Origin of the sequence: Streptomyces pseudogriseolus (assembly GCA_002154585.1) — a bacterium.
Classification (GTDB): Bacteria; Actinomycetota; Actinomycetes; order Streptomycetales; family Streptomycetaceae; genus Streptomyces; species Streptomyces pseudogriseolus.
Genome location: MUNG01000219.1, coordinates 1 through 17869, shown reverse-complemented (window position 1 = coordinate 17869; position 17869 = coordinate 1). Strand labels below are relative to the sequence as shown.

At 73.9% G+C, this 17869-nt stretch carries 17 protein-coding genes and 2 pseudogenes; 7 read left to right on the top strand and 12 right to left on the bottom strand.

The window, feature by feature from the left end; all coding sequences use genetic code 11:
- Positions 1–1253 (top strand): PepSY-associated TM helix domain-containing protein (locus CCN29_RS20345; RefSeq protein ID WP_086683583.1); only part of this gene is annotated, 1253 nt, incomplete at its 5' end.
- A 76-nt stretch (positions 1254–1329) separates the two neighbouring features.
- Here CCN29_RS20345 and CCN29_RS20340 read toward each other — a convergent pair.
- Entirely contained in the window at positions 1330–1677 is a 348-nt protein-coding gene (locus CCN29_RS20340) for a tetratricopeptide repeat protein (protein ID WP_006136147.1), read from the bottom strand.
- An 81-nt stretch (positions 1678–1758) separates the two neighbouring features.
- Between CCN29_RS20340 and CCN29_RS20335 the strand changes: the two are divergent.
- The 4 genes and pseudogenes from CCN29_RS20335 to CCN29_RS20320 all read left to right on the top strand — a co-directional run.
- Positions 1759–1896, top strand: a pseudogene (locus tag CCN29_RS20335) (RNA polymerase subunit sigma); the annotation flags it as partial.
- 60 nt (positions 1897–1956) lie between these two features.
- Positions 1957–2646 (top strand): helix-turn-helix transcriptional regulator, encoded by a 690-nt coding sequence (locus CCN29_RS20330; protein WP_006136151.1) that lies wholly within the window; start codon positions 1957–1959, stop codon positions 2644–2646.
- Positions 2643–3620 carry a pyridoxal-phosphate dependent enzyme gene (locus CCN29_RS20325; protein ID WP_031020692.1) on the top strand — a complete coding sequence of 326 codons (978 nt, stop codon included), beginning with the start codon at positions 2643–2645 and terminating at the stop codon, positions 3618–3620. Before CCN29_RS20330 ends, CCN29_RS20325 begins: the two co-directional genes overlap by 4 nt.
- Before the next feature lie 124 nt (positions 3621–3744).
- The gene (locus CCN29_RS20320; RefSeq protein WP_006136155.1) at positions 3745–4104 is read left to right on the top strand and encodes a cupin domain-containing protein; all 360 of its coding nucleotides are present in this window, start codon (positions 3745–3747) and stop codon (positions 4102–4104) included.
- 15 nt (positions 4105–4119) lie between these two features.
- Here CCN29_RS20320 and CCN29_RS20315 read toward each other — a convergent pair whose 3' ends face one another.
- Entirely contained in the window at positions 4120–4542 is a 423-nt protein-coding gene (locus CCN29_RS20315) for a VOC family protein (RefSeq protein ID WP_086683581.1), read from the bottom strand.
- 191 nt (positions 4543–4733) lie between these two features.
- Here CCN29_RS20315 and CCN29_RS20310 point away from each other — a divergent pair, with 191 nt between their 5' ends.
- Positions 4734–5984, top strand: a complete 1251-nt coding sequence (locus CCN29_RS20310) for a ricin-type beta-trefoil lectin domain protein (protein ID WP_086683577.1) — start codon at positions 4734–4736, stop codon at positions 5982–5984.
- A 117-nt stretch (positions 5985–6101) separates the two neighbouring features.
- Positions 6102–6608, top strand: coding sequence for a DUF6624 domain-containing protein (locus CCN29_RS20305; RefSeq protein ID WP_086683574.1), 507 nt, complete (start codon positions 6102–6104; stop codon positions 6606–6608).
- A gap of 23 nt (positions 6609–6631) precedes the next feature.
- Here the strand turns inward: CCN29_RS20305 and CCN29_RS20300 are convergent, their stop codons facing one another.
- From CCN29_RS20300 to CCN29_RS34975, 10 genes and pseudogenes are all read right to left on the bottom strand, one after another.
- Positions 6632–7975 (bottom strand): vWA domain-containing protein, encoded by a 1344-nt coding sequence (locus CCN29_RS20300; RefSeq protein ID WP_086683590.1) that lies wholly within the window; start codon positions 7973–7975, stop codon positions 6632–6634.
- Positions 7976–8025: 50 nt separating this feature from the next.
- Positions 8026–8883, bottom strand: coding sequence for an AAA family ATPase (locus CCN29_RS20295; protein ID WP_006136165.1), 858 nt, complete (start codon positions 8881–8883; stop codon positions 8026–8028).
- 88 nt (positions 8884–8971) lie between these two features.
- Complete coding sequence (locus CCN29_RS20290; protein WP_006136166.1) at positions 8972–10279, bottom strand: FtsX-like permease family protein; 1308 nt, start codon at positions 10277–10279, stop codon at positions 8972–8974.
- A gap of 3 nt (positions 10280–10282) precedes the next feature.
- The gene (locus CCN29_RS20285) at positions 10283–11074 is read right to left on the bottom strand and encodes an ABC transporter ATP-binding protein (RefSeq protein ID WP_037817268.1); all 792 of its coding nucleotides are present in this window, start codon (positions 11072–11074) and stop codon (positions 10283–10285) included.
- Between the two features lie 118 nt (positions 11075–11192).
- A complete protein-coding gene (locus CCN29_RS20280) occupies positions 11193–11825 on the bottom strand; it encodes a LutC/YkgG family protein (RefSeq protein WP_031063132.1) in 633 nt (210 codons plus the stop codon).
- Positions 11822–13300, bottom strand: coding sequence for a LutB/LldF family L-lactate oxidation iron-sulfur protein (locus CCN29_RS20275; protein WP_086683571.1), 1479 nt, complete (start codon positions 13298–13300; stop codon positions 11822–11824). Before CCN29_RS20275 ends, CCN29_RS20280 begins: the two co-directional genes overlap by 4 nt.
- Complete coding sequence (locus CCN29_RS20270) at positions 13297–14052, bottom strand: (Fe-S)-binding protein (RefSeq protein WP_006132827.1); 756 nt, start codon at positions 14050–14052, stop codon at positions 13297–13299. The genes CCN29_RS20275 and CCN29_RS20270 overlap by 4 nt, the downstream gene beginning before the upstream one ends.
- Before the next feature lie 73 nt (positions 14053–14125).
- A complete protein-coding gene (locus CCN29_RS20265; RefSeq protein ID WP_086683586.1) occupies positions 14126–15514 on the bottom strand; it encodes a rhamnulokinase in 1389 nt (462 codons plus the stop codon).
- 56 nt (positions 15515–15570) lie between these two features.
- Entirely contained in the window at positions 15571–17607 is a 2037-nt protein-coding gene (locus CCN29_RS20260) for a bifunctional aldolase/short-chain dehydrogenase (RefSeq protein WP_086683568.1), read from the bottom strand.
- Positions 17608–17721: 114 nt separating this feature from the next.
- Positions 17722–17869, bottom strand: a pseudogene (locus tag CCN29_RS34975) (L-rhamnose isomerase); the annotation flags it as partial.

Here is a 17869-nt window from a genome sequence, read left to right as displayed (position 1 = left end):
CCGCCCTCACCGGCCTGCTGTACGCCGCTTCCTTCCAGGCCGAGAAGATCGTCTACGACCACGAGCTGACCGTCCCCGTCGGCGACCGCGAACTCCCCGTCTCCGAGCAGGTCGCCGCCGCCCGCGCCGCCCATCCCGACGGCGAGATCACCGCCGTACGCCCCTCGCCCGAGCCCGGCGCCACCACCAGGGTGCTGCTCTCCGGCATCCCAGGGGTGGACCCGGGCCACACGCTCGCCGTGTTCGTCGACCCGTACACCGCGAAGGTGCGCGGCGAGCTCGAACAGTACGGCTCCACCGGCGCGTTGCCGCTGCGCACCTGGATCGACGAGTTCCACCGCGACCTGCACCTCGGCGAACCGGGGCGACTCTACAGCGAGTTCGCGGCGAGCTGGCTGTGGGTCATTGCGTGCGGCGGGCTCGTGCTGTGGTTCTCGCGCCGGCGCACGCAGCGCAAGCTCCGCGGCACCACCGGACGCCGCCGCACCCTCGGTCTGCACGGCGGGGTGGGCGCGTGGGTCGCGCTCGGCTTCGTGTTCCTGTCCGCCACGGGCCTGACCTGGTCCGCGTACGCCGGCGCGCACATCGGCGACCTGCGCACCGCGCTCGGCCAGGAGACCCCGGCGGTGTCCGCGGCGGCCGGCGAGCACGCGGGCCACGGCGTGGCCGGGGGAGCGGGCGGCGACGCGGCGCACGGCGTCGGCCTGGACCGGGTCCTCGCCGCCGCGCGCGCCGAGGGCCTCGACAACCCGGTGGAGATCGTCCCGCCCGCCGACGAGGGGTCCGCGTACGTCGTGCAGCAGATCCAGCGGAGCTGGCCGACGAAGCAGGACGCAGTGGCCGTGGACCCGGCCACCGGGCAGGTCACCGACGTCCTGCGGTTCGAGGACTTCCCGGTCCTGGCCAAGCTCACCCGGTGGGGCATCGATCTGCACACCGGCTCGCTGTTCGGCCTGGTCAACCAGATCGCCCTGATGCTGCTCGCGCTCTCCCTGATCCTGCTCATCCTGTGGGGGTACCGCATGTGGTGGCAGCGGGGCCGCGGCTCCGCCTTCGGCCGGCCGATCCCGCGCGGGGCCTGGCAGCAGGTGCCCCCGCAGGTCCTCGTGCCGCTGCTCGCGCTGGTCGCCGTCCTCGGCTACTTCGTCCCCCTGCTCGGCATACCTCTGGCGGCCTTCCTCGCCGTCGACATCGTGCTCGGCGAGATCGCCCACCGCCGTGGCCGCCGGACGTACGGCCCCGCGTCCCGCTGACGTCGACGTCGGCGCTGACACGCACGGTGCCCGGCGCCCCTCAGGGGGAGCCGGGCACCGTGCGTGTCTCAGGGGTTCAGGACTCGCCGAACTCCCCGCCCAGCGCCGCCGCGAGCCGCAGATGCGGCTGCGCCTCGGCGTCCCGCCCCTGCCGCTGAAGGGTGCGCCCGAGCATCAGCTGGGCGTAGTGCTCCACCGGGTCGCGGTCCACGATGATCCGCAGCTCGGCCTCCGCACGGCGCAGCTGGGCCGAGTGGTAGTAGGCGCGGGCGAGCAGCAGACGCGGCGCGGTCTGCTCCGGCACCTCCTCGACCAGGCTGCCCAGGACCCGCGCGGCGGCGGCGTAGTCCTTGGCGTCGAAGAACATCCCCGCGCGCTCCCAGCGCTCGGCGTGCGTTCCGTGGTCGTAGTACGTGGTGTCCACTTCTGGCCTCCTTCGAGCCCGACAACGGACCCCGACGGTCCCGTATTCCACGCACACGCACCGGCCGGTCAGGTGGCCGCGGCCGAGGCGGCGGCCCTTGGTGACTGCCCGGTCGGTACGGTCCGCTCCTGCGTGGCCCGCGTGCGGACGACTCTCACCGCCCTCGTCGCCGAGGCCGAGGAGGCGAACACCGCGGCGCCAACCACCCGTTTGGACTGACAGTCCAGCTTCTGGACATGTAGTCTGACGCGGGACGTGACTCCGGCAGGAGGTGGGCTCATGGCGGCCGCACAGGACCAAGAAGCCGAACGGGAGGCGATCCTCGCCGCGCTGACGCCGGTCGTCGACGGGATCGCCGCGACGTTCGGTCCGGTCTGCGAGGTGGTGCTGCACGACTACCGGCGCCCGGAGGCATCCGTGGTCGCCGTGGCCGGCTCCGTGACCGGGCGGACGGCCGGCGGGGCGATGAGCGAGATCGGCATGCGGATGCTCGCCCGCGGCGACAAGGCAGCCGACGAGCTGAACTACCTCACCCGGACCGGGACCGGCACTCTCGTGAAGTCCTCCACGATGCTGCTGCGGGACTCCACGGGAGCGGTGTTCGGCGCCCTGTGCGTCAACGTCGACGTCACCGCCGTGAGTCAGGCGCACACCCTGCTCGGCGCGCTCGCCGGTCTCGCCGGCGGCCCGGCCGAACCGCCGACGACCCCCTTCGGCAACGACATCGACTCCGTGGTCGAGGCCATCGTCGACGACCACCAGCAGCTGCGGCACCGGGGCTGGGCGCAGCTGGACCGCGAGGAGCGGCTGCGGCTGTTCCGGGACCTGGACGCCCGGGGTGTCTTCGCCGTACGGCGCGCGGTCGAGCAGGTCGCCGGCCGGCTCGGCATCTCCCGCGCCTCCGCGTACAGCTATCTCTCCCAGTCCCGGACGACGACCGACCCGACCCCCGCCGGAGGCACCCCGTGACGACCACCACCCCGCCGGTCACCCTCGACGACGTCCGCTCCGCCGCCGCACGCCTCAAGGGCGTCGCCCACCGCACGCCCGTGCTGCGCTCCCGCACCCTGGACGCGCTCGTCGGCGCCGACGTCCACCTCAAGTGCGAGAACTTCCAGCGCGTGGGCGCCTTCAAGTTCCGCGGCGCCTACAACGCGGCCTCCCGGCTCACCCCCGACCAGCTGTCCCGGGGCATCGCCGCCTACTCCTCCGGCAACCACGCCCAGGCCGTCGCCCTCGCCGCCCGGGAGCTCGGCACCACCGCCGTCATCGTCATGCCCGAGGACGCCCCGCCGTCGAAGCGCGCGGCCACCGAGGGGTACGGCGCCGAGATCGTCACGTACGACCGCTACAGCGGCGACCGGGTCGCCGTCGCGGAGGCCCTCGCCGCCGAGCGGGGCCTGACCCTCGTCCCGCCCTACGAGCACCCGCACGTCATCGCCGGACAGGGCACCGCCGCACTCGAACTCGTCGAGGACACGGGAGAGCTGGACGTCCTGCTCACGCCGGTGGGCGGCGGCGGGCTGATCGCCGGCAGCGCCACCGCCGTGAAGGGACTGCACCCCGCGACGCGGGTGATCGGGGTCGAGCCGGAGGCCGGCGACGACACCAAGCGGTCACTGGAGACCGGCCGGCGCGTCAGCATCCCGGTTCCGCGCACCATCGCCGACGGCCAGGCGCTGCACACCCCGGGCGAGCTGACCTTCTCCCTCAACCGGCGGCTCCTGGACGGGATCGTGCTGGTCGGGGACGACGAGATCAAGGACGCGATGCGGTTCGCCTTCGAGCGTCTGAAGATCGTCCTCGAACCCAGCGGGGCCACCCCGCTGGCCGCGCTGCTCACCGGCCGCGCCGGCCCGCTGCCGCCCCGCGTCGGCCTGATCCTCTCCGGCGGCAACATCGACGCCGAGCGCTTCGCCCGGCTCTGCGCCCCCGGTGACTGAGGCGGACGACGGCCGGGGGCCTTCACCCGAATGGCGCCCACAGGTGGACGGGCGGACGATGAAGGAGCAGGGGCCCGGCCCGGCCCGTGCGGCACCGGGCCGGGCACCGGAAGGGAGCAGGGCCATGCTCGAGGTGAAGACGCTGGACAAGCCCGATGAGCGACGCGACTTTCCGAGGGGCCACCTCGAAGCCGTCCATCTGACGGGACTGGACTTCGCGGTCGCCACGTTCGAGCCGGGATGGCGGTGGTCCGAGTCGGTCGGCCCGATCGCCGGCACGGCATCGTGCGCCATCCACCACAACGGCTACGTGCTCCAGGGCCGTATGCACATCCGCATGGACGACGGCGCGGAGAGCGAGGTCGGACCCGGCGACGTCTTCGTGTGCCCGCCCGGCCACGACGCGTGGGTCGTCGGTGACGAGCAGGTGGTGGTGTACGACTTCGCGGGCGCCATGGCCAAGGACTACGCGAAGGCGGACTGAGCCGGCCTCCGGGAACTACCGGTCCGCCGGTCGGTCCAGGTAGTGCGCGCGTCCCTCGTCGTCGAGCTCGAAGGGCCCCGCGGGGATGACACAGAACTCGTTCCCCTCGGGGTCCGCCATCACCAAAAACCCGCCGTCCTCGTACCCCTCCAGCCGCCGCCCGCCGAGCCCCTCGATCCGGCGCTGCTCGGCGGCGGGGTCGGCGGCGGCGATGTCGATGTGCACGCGGTTCTTGCCGGAGCCGGAGCCGGAGCCGGATGCCGGCGCGTCGGTGCGCTGGAAGCCCAGCCCCAGGCCGTTCTCCCTGCGCAGCCACACGTAGGGGCCCGTGCGGCCCACCACCGGCCTGCCGAGCACCTCCGACCAGAACGCGGCGAGCCGCTCGGGGTCCGTCGCGTCGACGATGAGGGCGTTGATCTGCGCTGAGGAATCGGCCATGCCCTCATCCTCCCCGACTCGGCGTGCACGCGGTCTTGGCGCCGCCCCCGGACGCGTCTAAGGTCCGTTTACAACGTTGTGTGACGGTCACTGCGCTCTCGTGGAGGATGCCGATGCCGGGTTCGCGCGCGCCACGCCGTTCACAGGCCGGAAGACGGACCGGGAGCCGGATCGGGAGATGGGCGAGGGCGGTGTGCGCCCTGGTGGCGGCCTGGGCCGCGGTCGTCGCCGTCCCGGCCGGGCCGGCCTCCGCGCAGCCGCACTCCGTGGCGGCCGACGCGGGCACGGACTACGTGGCGATGGGTAGTTCGTTCGCCGCGGGCCCCGGCATCCCGCCCCTCCAGTCGAGCGACGGCGCTTCCGCCTGTGGCCGGTCGGATGTCAACTACCCGAGCATCGTGGCCCGTGAGATCGGCGCCGACCGGACCGACGTGTCGTGCAGCGGCGCCACGACCGCGCACGTGCTGAGGGACCCGCAGGGCACCCGCCCGCCGCAGATCCAGGCCGTGACCCCGGACACGCGCCTCGTCACGATCACGATCGGCGGCAACGACGTCAACTACCTCGGCAGCATCAACGCCTACTCCTGCCAGGCGAGCGGCGGATCCGGCTGCCCGGCGGTGGACCGCGACGCGATCGAGCGCACCTTCCCCGAACTCCCGGGCCGTATCGCGGACATCGTGCGCGCGGTCCACGCCGTGGCGCCCCAGGCGCGCGTCCACCTGGTCACCTACTTCACCCTGCTGCCGGACTCCGGCACATGTGCCGTCGCGCCGCTGACCGACGAGCAGGCGGCGTACGAACGGAGCATCGCCGCGCGCCTGGCCGCCGCCACCGCCGACGCGGCCACCGCGACGGGCGCCACCCTGGTCGACCTGGCGGGCGCGAGCCGCGGCCACGACGCGTGCTCGGCGGACCCCTGGGTGGAGTCGTACCGCCCGGCGCAGGGCCGGTCGACCTACCACCCCAACGAGGCGGGCATGCGGGCGGCGGCCGGCCTCGTGCGGTCGGCGCTGGCGTCCGGCGGCGTGACCCGCACGGCCGCCTTCCGCTCGGGCATCCCGGGCAAGTGCGTCGACGTCCGCGACGCCGTCTCCGCCGACGGCACGCCCGTCCAGCTCTACACCTGCAACGGCACGGCGGCCCAGCGCTGGACCTACGTCCCCGGCGAGGGCGGCACCCTGCGCGCCCTGGGCCGCTGCCTCGACGTCAGCGGCGGCGGAACCGCCAACGGCGCCAAGGTCCAGCTCTGGCAGTGCAACGGCACCGGCGCCCAACGCTGGATCCCCGGCCCGGACTCGTCCTTGATCAACCCCCAGTCGGGCCGCTGCCTGGACGACCCGGCCGCCTCCACCGCGGACCGCACGCAGCTCCAGATCCACGACTGCAACGCGACCAACGCCCAACGCTGGACGCCGACGCCGGCGGGGCTTCAGGAGTAGATCCATTATCGCCGCCCACCACGGCCCCTGTCACCGTTCCACGGAATGATCTTTACGTCCGGTATGCGCCCTACAGTTGCGGGTGACCGGAACAGCACACGCACAGGGGAGTGGAGAGTGGCGCTCGACCGTGCCGCGCTCGCGGCGGAACTCGAGGACATGGCGGCGGCGGACCACCGCCTCGCGGCCAAGGGATACAGCGACGACCCCGCCGAGCGGTTGGCCTGGCGCCGCCTCACCGCACGCCACGGCGACCGTCTCGGCGCGATCATGGACGAGCACGGCTGGCCCACGGCGGACCAGGTCGGGGAGGAGGCCGCACGCGCCGCGAGGCTGATCGCCCAGCACGCCGACCGTCAACTCGACGTCCAGCGACGCGCCCTGCGCCTGCTGGGGCAGGCGGTCGATGCGGGTCTCGCGAGCCCGCGCGACCTGGCCTTCCTGCGCGACCGCACCCTCGTCAACGAGGGCCGGAAGCAGATCTACGGCACCCAGATCGCCGGCGTGCAGGACGGCTCACCCGTCCCGTGGCCCTGCGAGGACCCCGCGCGCATGGACGAGCTCCGCGCCGAGGTGGGCATCGAGCCCTTCGCCGTCCACGTGGCCAGGCACGCCCCGGCCTGACCGCCACCGCGCGCCCCCGCCCCTCACACCGGCAGCAACCGCCCGACCAGTGCGTCCAGTTGACGTACGTTCCTGCACTCGCGCATGTCGACCAGCTCCGCGTACGCCGGGGCGGCGGAGTCGCCCGTGCCCCAGAGGGTGCGGGGTTCGGGGTTGAGCCAGTGGACGCGGCGGGCGCGGCGGATGAGGTCGCGGACGGCGGGGAGGTGGGGGTCGGCCATGTTGGTGCGGGCGTCGCCGAGGACGAACACCGTGGTGCGCGGGCCGACCGCGTCGGCGTACCGGTCGGTGAACTCGCCGAGCGCGGCGCCGTAGTCGCTGCTGTCGTGCCAGGCGGTGAGGCGGGCCTCCGCGCGGATGCGGGCGCCCAGACCCTCCGGGTCGGCGGCGCCGTGCACCAGCAGGCCGGTCACCTCGTCGATCCGGTTGACGAAGGCGAACACCCGCACCTTGGAGAACTGGTCGTGCAGCGCCTGCACCAGCAGCATCGTGAAGTCGGAGAACCCGGCCACCGAGCCCGACACGTCGCACAGCAGCACCAGTTCGGGCCGGGCGGGCCGGCGGCGGCGCAGCACGGGCTTCACCGGCACCCCGCCCGTGGACAGCGAGCCGCGCAGCGTCCGGCGCAGGTCGACGGTGCCGCGCGCGGCCCTGCGGCGGCGTGCGGCGAGCCGCGTCGCCAGTTTCCGGGCGAGCGGCCGGACCGTCCGGCGCATCTCGGCCAGCCGGTCCTTGCCGGCGAGCAGGAAGTCGACCCGGTCGGCGGTCGGGGCGAGCGCGCGGCGGGCGATCTCGTCGCGGCCCCGCCGCTCCGCGGCCCGGCGGCGTGCCTCCACGGTGACCAGCCGCCGGAACTCCTCAATACGCCGCCGGATCTCGTCCTCCAGGAGCCGGTCGGCGAAGCTCCCGGACCCGTCCCGTCCGCGCACCTCGTCCCGGACCCGCGCCAGTAGCGTCTGCGGGCGCAGCCGGTCCAGCGCCTGGTACGCGGACCAGCCGTCCGAGCCGGGCGAACCCCCGTACCCGCCGAAGCCGTCGACCGCCTCGACCGCCAGCCGGGCCAGCGCCGCCGTGTCGTTCGCGGCCAGCGCCTCGGCCAGCCGGGCGCGCAGCGCCTCCCGGTCCGCGTCGGCGCCGCCCTCCGGCACGCCCACCCCGCGCGGGAAGTACAGGTCGAAGACCGCGTCGAACACCGGGCGCCCGCCGGCCCCGTGCAGCAGGGTCGCCGCCAGGCCCTCCCGGAGCAGGTCCCGGTCGGCGAGGCCCAGCACCTCCACCGCGCGCGCCGCGTCCACGGTCTCCCCTGTGCCGATCCGCAGGCCGTGCGCGCGCAGCGCGTCGACCAGGCCGGTCAGCCGGGTCACCAGGTCCGTGCCGGCGAGGTCGGGGTCGGCGGGGTCCGGGTCCGGGGCGGCGGTCACAGCGCGTCCAGGTCGAGCTTGGCCGCCGCCTTCTGGATGTCGTCCTGGTGCTTGAGGACCACGCCCAGACTGTCCCGTACGACGGTCTCGTCGAGCGTGCTCGCGCCGAGCGCCAGCAGGGTGCGCGCCCAGTCGACGGTCTCGGCCACCGACGGCGCCTTGCGCAGGTCCATCGCGCGCAGTGCCCCCACCACCCGCACCACGGACTCGGCCAGCGCCGCGTCCACGCCCGGCGCCTTCAGCCGGACGATCCGCCGTTCCAGTTCCGCGTCCGGGAACCCGATGTGCAGGAACAGGCAGCGGCGGCGCAGCGCCTCGGACAGCTCCCGGGTGGCGTTGGAGGTGAGGACGGTGAACGGCCGGCGGGTCGCCGTCACCGTGCCCAGTTCGGGCACCGTCACCTGGAAGTCGCCGAGCACCTCCAGCAGCAGCCCCTCGATCTCGACGTCCGCCTTGTCGGTCTCGTCGATCAGCAGCACCTTGGGGTCGTCGCCGCGGATCGCGGTGAGCAGCGGACGGGGGAGGAGAAATTCCTCACCGAAGATGTCCGTGCGGGCCTCGTCCCAGGTCTCGCCCCGGCCCGCGCTGATCCGCAGCAGCTGCTTGGCGTGGTTCCACTCGTACAGCGCGCGCGACTCGTCCACGCCCTCGTAGCACTGGAGCCGTACCAGCCGGGCGTCACAGGCGCGGGCGACCGCGTTGGCCAGCTCCGTCTTGCCCACCCCGGCGGGGCCCTCCACCAGCAGCGGCTTGCCGAGCCGGGCGGCGAGGAAGACGGTGGTGGCGACCGCGGGCGACGCCAGATACCCGGTCTCCGCGAGGCGTGCGGAGACGTCGTCGACGGAAGTGAACAACTGCGGCCTCCGGCTGGGCGCGGGAACGACGGTGTCCGGGCATCCCGTGATGCCCGGACACCTATCCAAGCGCTTGCTCATCACCGTGTCACGCGGTCGCGCCCACCGCCCGCACCGCCGGGGTGCGCAGCACCCGCCGCGCCGTGAACAGGCTCGTCCCGACGGTCGCCGCCGCGCCCACCGCGGCCACGGCCACCCAGACGCCCACGAGCTGCCCCGGCAGCACCGCGTCGCTGCGGACCACGGTGAACGGCACGATCCCGGCCAGCGCCGCCGCCGTGCCGAACAGCAGCCCGACGACCGTGAGGACCAGCCCTTCGACGCCCACCACGCCCAGCACCTGCCCGGGCGTCGCCCCGGCGAGACGCTGCTGCCCGAACTCCCGGCCCCGGTACGTGGTCGCCGCGTACAGGGAGTTGACCAGCATCACGCAGACGAACACCACAATGATCCCGACGACGGTGTAGTTGAGCGTCTCGAGATTCTTCGCGGCGACGGACTTCACCGTCCCCGACGCCGCGACCTCGTCGCTCTCCACCGCCTGCATGGTGAGCGTGGCCGTGGACACCGCGGTGAACAGGATCAACGCCATCAAGATGCCGGACAGCTCACCCGCCCGACGCCGCAGGTTCCGCACCGCGAGCCAGCCGCTCGCCCCGCCGAGCGCCAGCCGGCCCAGCACGCCCGTCAGCAGCTTCGGCGCCATCAGCGCGAACCCCACCGACAGCAGGATCGCGCCCTGCGCGGGAAACGCCATCAGCATCTCGTCCGTCGCGGAGAAGGCGAACGTGGAGGACGCCGCCACCGCGCCGGCGGCCAGCGCCGCCCAGGCGAACACCGGCCGCCGCCGCACCGTGCGCCGCCCCCGCGTGACGCGGCGCACCGCGAGCAGCGCCGCGCCCGCCGACGCGACCAGGGTGACGCCGACTCCGGACGACAGCGCCACCGCTCCGAAGGAGTGGTCCACGGACCGGGCGACCTGCCCCGTGTCCTGGAACAGTTCCACCAGCAGCCGCCCGCCCAGCACCGCCGGCAGCACCGCCGCCGCCGTGCCCACCAGGGCCACGGCCACGGCCTCGCCCACCACCATCCGCTTCAGCTGCCCGGGCGTCGCCCCCGAGCAGCGCAGCAGCTCCAGCTCGGCCGCCCGCTGCCGCACGTTCACCGTCAGCGCGGACGCGACGGCGAAGAACACCAGCAGCGTGCCGTACCCGCCGACCACCCCGGCCGCCGTCCGCAACGTCTCGGAGCTGACCGCGTCGACACCCGGCGCGCCGGCGGTGTCGTGCAGCGAGTTGAACGCCATGACGATCGCCGCGCCCAGGAACGCGGACAGCAGCGTCGCGAGGAACCGTCCGGGCCGCTGCCGGACCGACCGCAGAGCCAGTACGAGCATCGCTCACACCCCCACAGGAGCGTCGTCGCCCAGGTGCGCCAGCCGCTCCGCCACCGTGTCCGCGGTCGGCGCGTCCATCCGCCCGGCCAGCCTGCCGTCCGCCAGGAACAGCACACTGTCCGCCCAGGACGCGGCGACCGGGTCGTGCGTCACCATCACCACGGTCCGCCCGTGCGCCCGCACCGCCTCCCGCAGCAGCGCCAGCACGTCCCGCGCACTGCGCGTGTCCAGCGCCCCCGTCGGCTCGTCCGCGAAGATCACTCGCGGCTCCGCGACCAGCGCCCGCGCGATCGCCACCCGCTGCCGCTGACCGCCCGACAGCTGGTCGGGCCGGTGCCCGAGCCGGTCGCCGAGACCCACGGCGGTGAGGATCTCCGTCGCCCGCCGCCGGTCCACCCGCCGGCCCGCCAGCTTCAGCGGCAGCACCGTGTTCTGCGCCACCGTCAGCGTCTCCAGCAGGTTGTACTGCTGGAACACGAACCCGACCCGCCCGCGCCGGAACTTCGTCAGGTCCGTCTCCCCGGCGCCCGTCAGCTCCGTCCCGTCGACCCGTACGATCCCCGCGTCCGGCCGTTCCAGGCCCGCCGCGCACTGCAGCAGCGTCGACTTGCCCGAACCGGACGGCCCCATCACCGCCGTGAACGTGCCCCGCGCCAGCCCCAGCGTCACCCCGTCGAGCGCGGTCACGGCGTTCTCCGCCGCGCCGTACGACTTGGTCACCTTGACCAGGCGCAGCGCCTCGGCGGCCGGTTCCGTGCGCGGGTCGTGCCGCGCCCTGTTGCGCACCATCGTCATCTCCTCCGTCCGGCACGCCCTGTGCCCTGCTCACGACGCTACGGAGGAGAACAGCGCCGCACACGGGGCGCAGCGCCCGTCCCCGGGGTGTACGCAGCGACACCCCCCGGGGTGGGGTTCACCGGACCAGGACGACCTCCAGGGTGCGCGGCCCGTGCACGCCCTCGACCCGGTCCAGCTCGATGTCGCTGGTCGCGGAGGGGCCGGAGATCCACGTCAACGGGCGTGCCGGGTCCAGGCGTTCGAGGGCCTGCGGGACGGACGCCACCACCTGGTCCGGGACGCGCACCACGCAGATGTGATGGTCGGGGATCAGGCTGATCCGGCGCCGGCCCTGGTCGGGGGAGCCGTCAAGGACGATGGTGCCGGTCTCGGCGACGGCGATCGCGCAGGCGGTGACGACGCTGTCCACCGCGTCCAGCTCGTGCGGGGTGCTTCCCGCCTCGTCCGGCACCCGGGTCATCTCGGCCGCCGCGAGCCAGCCCTCGTCCAGTCCGGGCGGCACGAGCACGGTCGACGCGCCCCGCGCCGCCAGCAGTCCCGCGACGACACCCGGCAGCGAGCCGGCGTCCGTGCGGTGCACGACCGCCCGGTAGTCCGCCAGGTTCTCCGCCAGCAGCTCCACCGTCTCCTCGACGGTCCGCTCCCCGTGCTCGCGCAGATAGTCCCGCACGACCGGCGTGTCCTCACCGGGCGGCACGTCCGCCAGCGCCCGCCGCACCCGCCCCAGGATCCTTTCCCTGCCGCTCACTTCGCACCGTCCTTCCCGCCGCGCGTCCGCTGCCACCAGTCCCGGAACGGCTCCGCCGGCACCGGCGGCAGGTCCCGGGTCCCGCTCCACGCCCTGCCGGGCCCCGGCAGCGTGCGCGGATGCAGCCGGCGGGTGCGCGAGGCGAGCCGCTGCCCGGCGCGCAGGGCGCCGGGCCGGCTCAGCGCCCAGCGGGCCGCGCGCATCGCCGCCCGCTCGGCGGCGTGCCCCTTCGCCGGCCGCAGCCGCACCTTGCTGCCCTCGCGGACGGCCTCGCCGCCCTCCACCACCCGCTCCCGCAGATGCACCAGCACCTCGGGGATGTCGATGGCGACCGGACACACCTCGTAGCAGGCCCCGCACAGCGACGAGGCGTACGGCAGCGACGCGTCGATCTCGCTTCCCGTGCCCCGCAGTTGGGGGCTGAGGATGGCGCCGATCGGGCCGGGGTACACCGACCCGTACGCGTGCCCGCCGGCCCGCTCGTACACCGGGCAGACGTTCAGACAGGCGGAGCAGCGGATGCAGCGCAGCGCCTGCCGGCCCACCTCGTCGGCGAGGGTGTCGGTGCGGCCGTTGTCCAGCAGCACCAGGTGGAAGACGCGCGGCCCGTCCCCGTCCGTGGTGCCGGTCCACATCGACGTGTACGGGTTCATCCGCTCGGCGGTCGAGGAGCGGGGGAGGGTCTGCAGGAACACCTCCAGGTCCTGCCAGGTCGGCACGATCTTCTCGATGCCCACCACCGAGATCAGCGTCTCCGGCAGGGTCAGGCACATCCGCCCGTTGCCCTCGGACTCCACCACGACCAGCGTGCCGGTCTCGGCGACCATGAAGTTGGCGCCGGAGACGCCGACCTTCGCGCGCAGGAACTTCTCCCGCAGATGCAGCCGCGCCGCATCCGCCAGGTCGGCGGGCGTGTCCGGCAGGCCCTCGGGCGCGGGGCGGCCCCACGCGCCCATCTCGCGAGTGAAGATGTCGCGGATCTCCCCGCGGTTGCGGTGGATCGCCGGGACCAGGATGTGCGAGGGCCGGTCCTTGCCCAACTGCACGATCAGCTCGGCGAGATCGGTCTCGTAGGCGTGGATGCCCTGTGCTTCGAGCGCCTCGTTGAGGGCGATCTCCTGCGTGGCCATCGACTTGACCTTGACGACCTCCGTCTCACCGGTCGCCCGCACCAGCTCCGCGACGATCCGGTTCGCCTCGTCGGCGTCGGCGGCCCAGTGGACGACACCGCCCGCCGCCGTCACCGACTCCTCCAACTGCTCCAGGTAGCGGTCGAGATGGCGCAGCGTGTGGTCCTTGATCCGCTTCCCGGCCTGGCGCAGCCGCTCCCAGTCGTCCAGCTCCGCCACCGCCCGTGCCCGCTTGGCGCGGATGGTGTGCGTGGCGTGCCGCAGATTGCCGCGCAGGGTGGTGTCGCGCACGGCCGCCCGGGCCGCCGCCGGGAAAGCCGGCATGCCGACGAACGTTCCGCTCATACGGCCGGGTCCTCCTCCGTGCTCGCAAGGATCTCCGCGATGTGCACCGGCCGCATGCCGGTCCGCAGCCGTGACATCGTGCCGCCGATGTGCATCAGACAGGAGTTGTCCGCCGCGCACAGCACCTCCGCGCCCGTCGACTCCGCGTTGCGCACCTTGTCCGCGCCCATCGCCGCGGACACGTCGGCGTTCTTCAGCGCGAACGTGCCGCCGAACCCGCAGCACTCGTCAGCGCCGGGCAGCTCCACCAGCTCCAGCTCCTTCACCGCACGCAGCAGCCGCAGCGGCCGCTCGCCCAGCCCCAGCGACCGCAGCCCGTGACAGGTCGGGTGGTACGTCACCCGGTGCGGGTAGTACGCCCCGACGTCCGTCACCTCCAGCACGTCCACCAGGAACTCGGTGAGCTCGTACGTCTTCGGCACCACCGGCGCCAGCACCGCCGCGAGGCCGTCCCCGCGCCCCTCCGACCGGGCCCGCTCACCCATGCGCGGGTACAGCTCCCGCACCATCGCCCCGCATGACCCGGACGGCGTCACGACCGCGTCGTAGCCGCCGAAGACGTCCGCGAAGTGACGGGCCAGCGGCTCCGCCTCGTGCCGGTACCCGGTGTTGTAGTGGGCCTGGCCGCAGCAGGTCTGCGCCGCGGGGAAGTCGACGTCGACACCCAGCCGGGTGAGCAGCTTCACCACGGCACGGCCGGTGTCCGGATAGAGCGTGTCGTTGACGCAGGTCAGGAACAGGGCGACACGCATCGTGGCTCCTCGTCCGGTCGATCATCACGTGTGGGGCAGGGTAGTGCGGGCCGGGGCGTCGGGGGAGACCCGCTCATCGCTCGGCGAGCCGGGCGAGAGCCGCCGCCCACCGCCGGGTGTCGCCGCGCGGCTCGTACCGGGTGAGCGGCTGGGTGGCGGCCACCAGCCGCCGCATGCCGGCCAGGCCGCCGACCCGCCCCTGGGCGCGGGCCTGCACCAGTGTGTTGCCGAGCGCCGCCGCCTCGGCCGGCCCGGCCACCACCGGCAGCCCGCACGCGTCGGCGGTGAGCCGGCACAGCAGCGCGTTGTGCGCGCCGCCGCCCACGACGTGCACCACGTCCACCGCCCGGCCGGCGAGCCGCTGCGCGTCCTCCACCGCCGCGCGGTGGGCGAGGGCGAGCGAGTCGAGGACGCAGCGCACGGTCGCGGCGGGGGAGTCCGGCACCGGCTGCCCCGAGCCCCGGCACGCCTCGGCGATCCGCTCCGGCATGCGCCCCGGCGCGAGGAACGCGGTGTCGCCCGCGTCCACCACCGACCGCAGCGCCGGCACCCCGGCCGCCTCACGCAGCAGCGCGCCCAGATCCGGATCGCCCCAGGCGCGCAGACACTCCTGGAGCAGCCACAGGCCCATGATGTTCCGCAGATACCGGACCGTGCCGTCGAGCCCCAGCTCGTTGGTGAAGTTGGCGGTCCGGCTCTCCTCGGTCAGCACGGGCGCGTCCAGCTCCAGCCCGGCCAGCGACCAGGTGCCGGTGCAGATGTACGCGAACCGCTCGCCGTCCGCCGGCACGGCGGCCACCGCGGACGCCGTGTCGTGCGAGGCGACCGCCGTCACCGGCACCGGGCCGGTCAGCCCGGTCTCCTCCAGCACCCCGGGCCGCAGCACCCCCGCCGGGTCGCCCGGCAGCCGCAGCGGTGCGAACAGCCCCAGGTCGATCCCCAGCCGCTGCGCGATCCCGTGCGCCCAGGTGCGGGTGCGCGGGTCGATCAGCTGCGTGGTGGAGGCGTTGGTCAGCTCGGTGCCCTGCTCCCCGGTCAGCCAGTACGCGATCAGGTCCGGCATCAGCAGCAGCCGCTCCGCCTGCCCGAACTGCCGTGTGTCCCGGGCCGCGACGAGCTGGTACAGCGTGTTGAACGGCGCGTACTGCAGCCCGGTCGCCGCGTACAGCTCCCCGGCCGGCACGGTCGCCCACACCTTCCCGGCGACCGTGCCGGTCCGGCCGTCGCGGTAGTGCACCGGGTTGCCGAGCAGCGCCCCGTCGGCGTCCAGCAGCCCGAAGTCGACGGCCCAGCTGTCGATGCCGACCGAGTCCACGGCGCCGGCCGCGCGCAACCCGTCCAGCACCCCGGCGTACAGCCCCAGCACGTCCCAGCGCAGCCCTTCCGGCACCCGCACCGGACGGTTCGGGAACCTGTGTGCCTGCGTCAGCTCCAGGGTGCCGGGGCCCACCCGGCCGACCATGACGCGCCCGCTGGACGCGCCGAGGTCGACCGCCGCGTACGCCCCCGCGCCGCCGCTCACCGCAGGAAGGCGGCGGCGACGCCGGCGTCGACCGGGACGTGCAGCCCCGTGGTGTGGGTGAGGTCGCCGCCGGTCAGCGCGAACACGGCGTTCGCCACATGCTCCGGCAGCACCTCCCGCTTCAGCAGCGTCCGCTGCGCGTAGAACTCGCCCAGCTTCTCCTCCGGCACCCCGTACACGGCGGCCCTCCGAGCACCCCAGCCGCCCGCGAAGATCCCCGAACCGCGCACCACACCGTCCGGGTTGACGCCGTTGACCCGGATTCCGTGCTCGCCCAGCTCCGCCGCCAGCAGCCGCACCTGGTGCGCCTGGTCGGCCTTGGTCGCCGAGTACGCGATGTTGTTCGGACCGGCGAACACCGCGTTCTTGCTGGCGATGTACACGATGTCGCCGCCCAGCCGCTGCGCGGTCATCAGCCGCGCCGCCTCCCGCGACACCAGGAAGGAACCGCGGGCCATCACGGCGTGCTGGACGTCCCAGTCCTCGGCCGTCGTCTCCAGCAGCGGCTTGGACAGGGAGATCCCGGCGTTGTTCACCACCAGGTCCACCCCGCCGAACGCGAGCACCGCCGACCGGAACGCGGCGGCGATCTGCTCCTCGTCCGTCACGTCCACGGTCACCGCGACCGCCGTGTCGGGACCGCCCAGCTCCTCCGCGACCGAGGCCGCGTTCTCCCCGTTCACGTCTGCCACGACGACACACGCGCCCTCGGCGGCCAGCCGCCGCGCGATGGCCTTCCCGATCCCGCTGCCCGCCCCGGTCACCAGCGCCACCCGGGTCGCCAGCGGCTTCGGCGGCGGCATCCGCCGCAGCTTGGCCTCCTCCAGCGCCCAGTACTCGATCCGGAACTTCTCCGACTCCTCGATCGGCGCGTACGCGGACACCGCCTCCGCCCCGCGCATCACGTTGATGGCGTTCAGGTAGAACTCCCCGGCCACCCGCGCCGTCTGCTTGTCCTTGCCGAAGCTGAACATGCCCACGCCCGGCACCAGCACGATCGCCGGGTCCGCCCCACGCATCGCGGGGGAGTCCGGTTCGGCGTGCCGCTCGTAGTAGGCGGCGTACTCCTCGCGGTAGACGGCGTGCAGCTCCTCCAGCCGGGTCACCGCCTCGTCGAGCGGCGCGGACGGCGGCAGATCCAGCACGAGCGGCCGCACCTTGGTGCGCAGGAAGTGGTCAGGACACGACGTCCCCAGCGCGGCCAGCCGAGGGTGCTCGGCCCGCGCGAGGAAGTCCAGTACGGCGTCGGAGTCGTCGAAGTGCCCCACCTGCGGCCGGTCCTGCGAGGCGATCGCCCGCACGTACGGCGCGAGAGCCGCCGCCCGCTCCCGCCGCTCCGCCTCGGGCAGCGCCTCGTACCCTTCGACCACCGGCCCGAACGGCTCGGGCCGGCCCCGCTCGGCGAGGAACCGCTCGGCGGTCCGGATGATGCGCAGCGAGTTCCGCTCGCACTCCACGGAGGTGTCACCCCACGCGGTGATCCCGTGCCCCCCGAGCACACACCCGATCGCCCGCGGATTCGCGGCCTTGACGGCGGCGATGTCCAGCCCGAGCTGGAACCCGGGCCGCCGCCACGGCACCCACACCACGGTGTCGCCGAAACACTCGGCGGTCAGCTTCTCCCCGTCGGCCGCACACGCCAGCGCGATCCCCGAGTCGGGATGCAGATGATCGACGTGCGCAGCGTCGACCAGCCCGTGCATCGCGGTGTCGATCGAGGGCGCGGCACCCCCCTTGCCGTGCAGGCAGTAGTCGAACGCGCCGACCATCTCGTCCTCGCGCTCCACCCCCGGATACACGTCGACGAGCGCCCGCAGCCGGTCCAACCGCAACACGGCCAGCCCCGCCTCGGTCAGGGTCCCGAGATCGCCTCCGGACCCCTTGACCCACATCAACTCGACGTCACCGCCGGTGACGGGATCGGTCGCGGTGCCTTTGGCGGAGGCGTTCCCACCGGCGTAGTTGGTATTCCGTGGATCGCCGCCAAGCCGATGCGCCCGGGAGAGCAGAGCGTCAACTTCGGTGTTAACCATGACAACCAGTCCTTGATAGAGGGGGATGAGCGCACTACCTCAGGGGCGCGGGGAACTGCGCGACCAGCCCCCACGAACCCGCAGCCCGCGACGAACAAAAACCAGGCAACCCGCTCACGCCCCCCACCCCGCCTGCTCCCCACCCACCCGCTCACCCACGATCTTCTCGGCCCACCCCGACCGCGCATACGCCTTCACCGGATCGGGATCCAACCCCATCTCCTCCCGCACCTCACAAAGAAGCGGACGCACGTCTGTACTG

What these genes read in the sequence shown, in the direction of transcription:
- CCN29_RS20290 (WP_006136166.1), bottom strand. Translation starts at nt 10,279, where the DNA reads ATGCTCGTACTGGCTCTGCGGTCGGTCCGGCAGCGGCCCGGACGGTTC.
- CCN29_RS20285 (WP_037817268.1), bottom strand. Translation starts at nt 11,074, where the DNA reads ATGACGATGGTGCGCAACAGGGCGCGGCACGACCCGCGCACGGAACCG.
- CCN29_RS20260 (WP_086683568.1), bottom strand. Translation starts at nt 17,607, where the DNA reads ATGGTTAACACCGAAGTTGACGCTCTGCTCTCCCGGGCGCATCGGCTT.
- CCN29_RS20275 (WP_086683571.1), bottom strand. Translation starts at nt 13,300, where the DNA reads ATGAGCGGAACGTTCGTCGGCATGCCGGCTTTCCCGGCGGCGGCCCGG.
- CCN29_RS20265 (WP_086683586.1), bottom strand. Translation starts at nt 15,514, where the DNA reads ATGGTCGGCCGGGTGGGCCCCGGCACCCTGGAGCTGACGCAGGCACAC.
- CCN29_RS20315 (WP_086683581.1), bottom strand. Translation starts at nt 4,542, where the DNA reads ATGGCCGATTCCTCAGCGCAGATCAACGCCCTCATCGTCGACGCGACG.
- CCN29_RS20330 (WP_006136151.1), top strand. Translation starts at nt 1,957, where the DNA reads ATGGCGGCCGCACAGGACCAAGAAGCCGAACGGGAGGCGATCCTCGCC.
- CCN29_RS20270 (WP_006132827.1), bottom strand. Translation starts at nt 14,052, where the DNA reads ATGCGTGTCGCCCTGTTCCTGACCTGCGTCAACGACACGCTCTATCCG.
- CCN29_RS20320 (WP_006136155.1), top strand. Translation starts at nt 3,745, where the DNA reads ATGCTCGAGGTGAAGACGCTGGACAAGCCCGATGAGCGACGCGACTTT.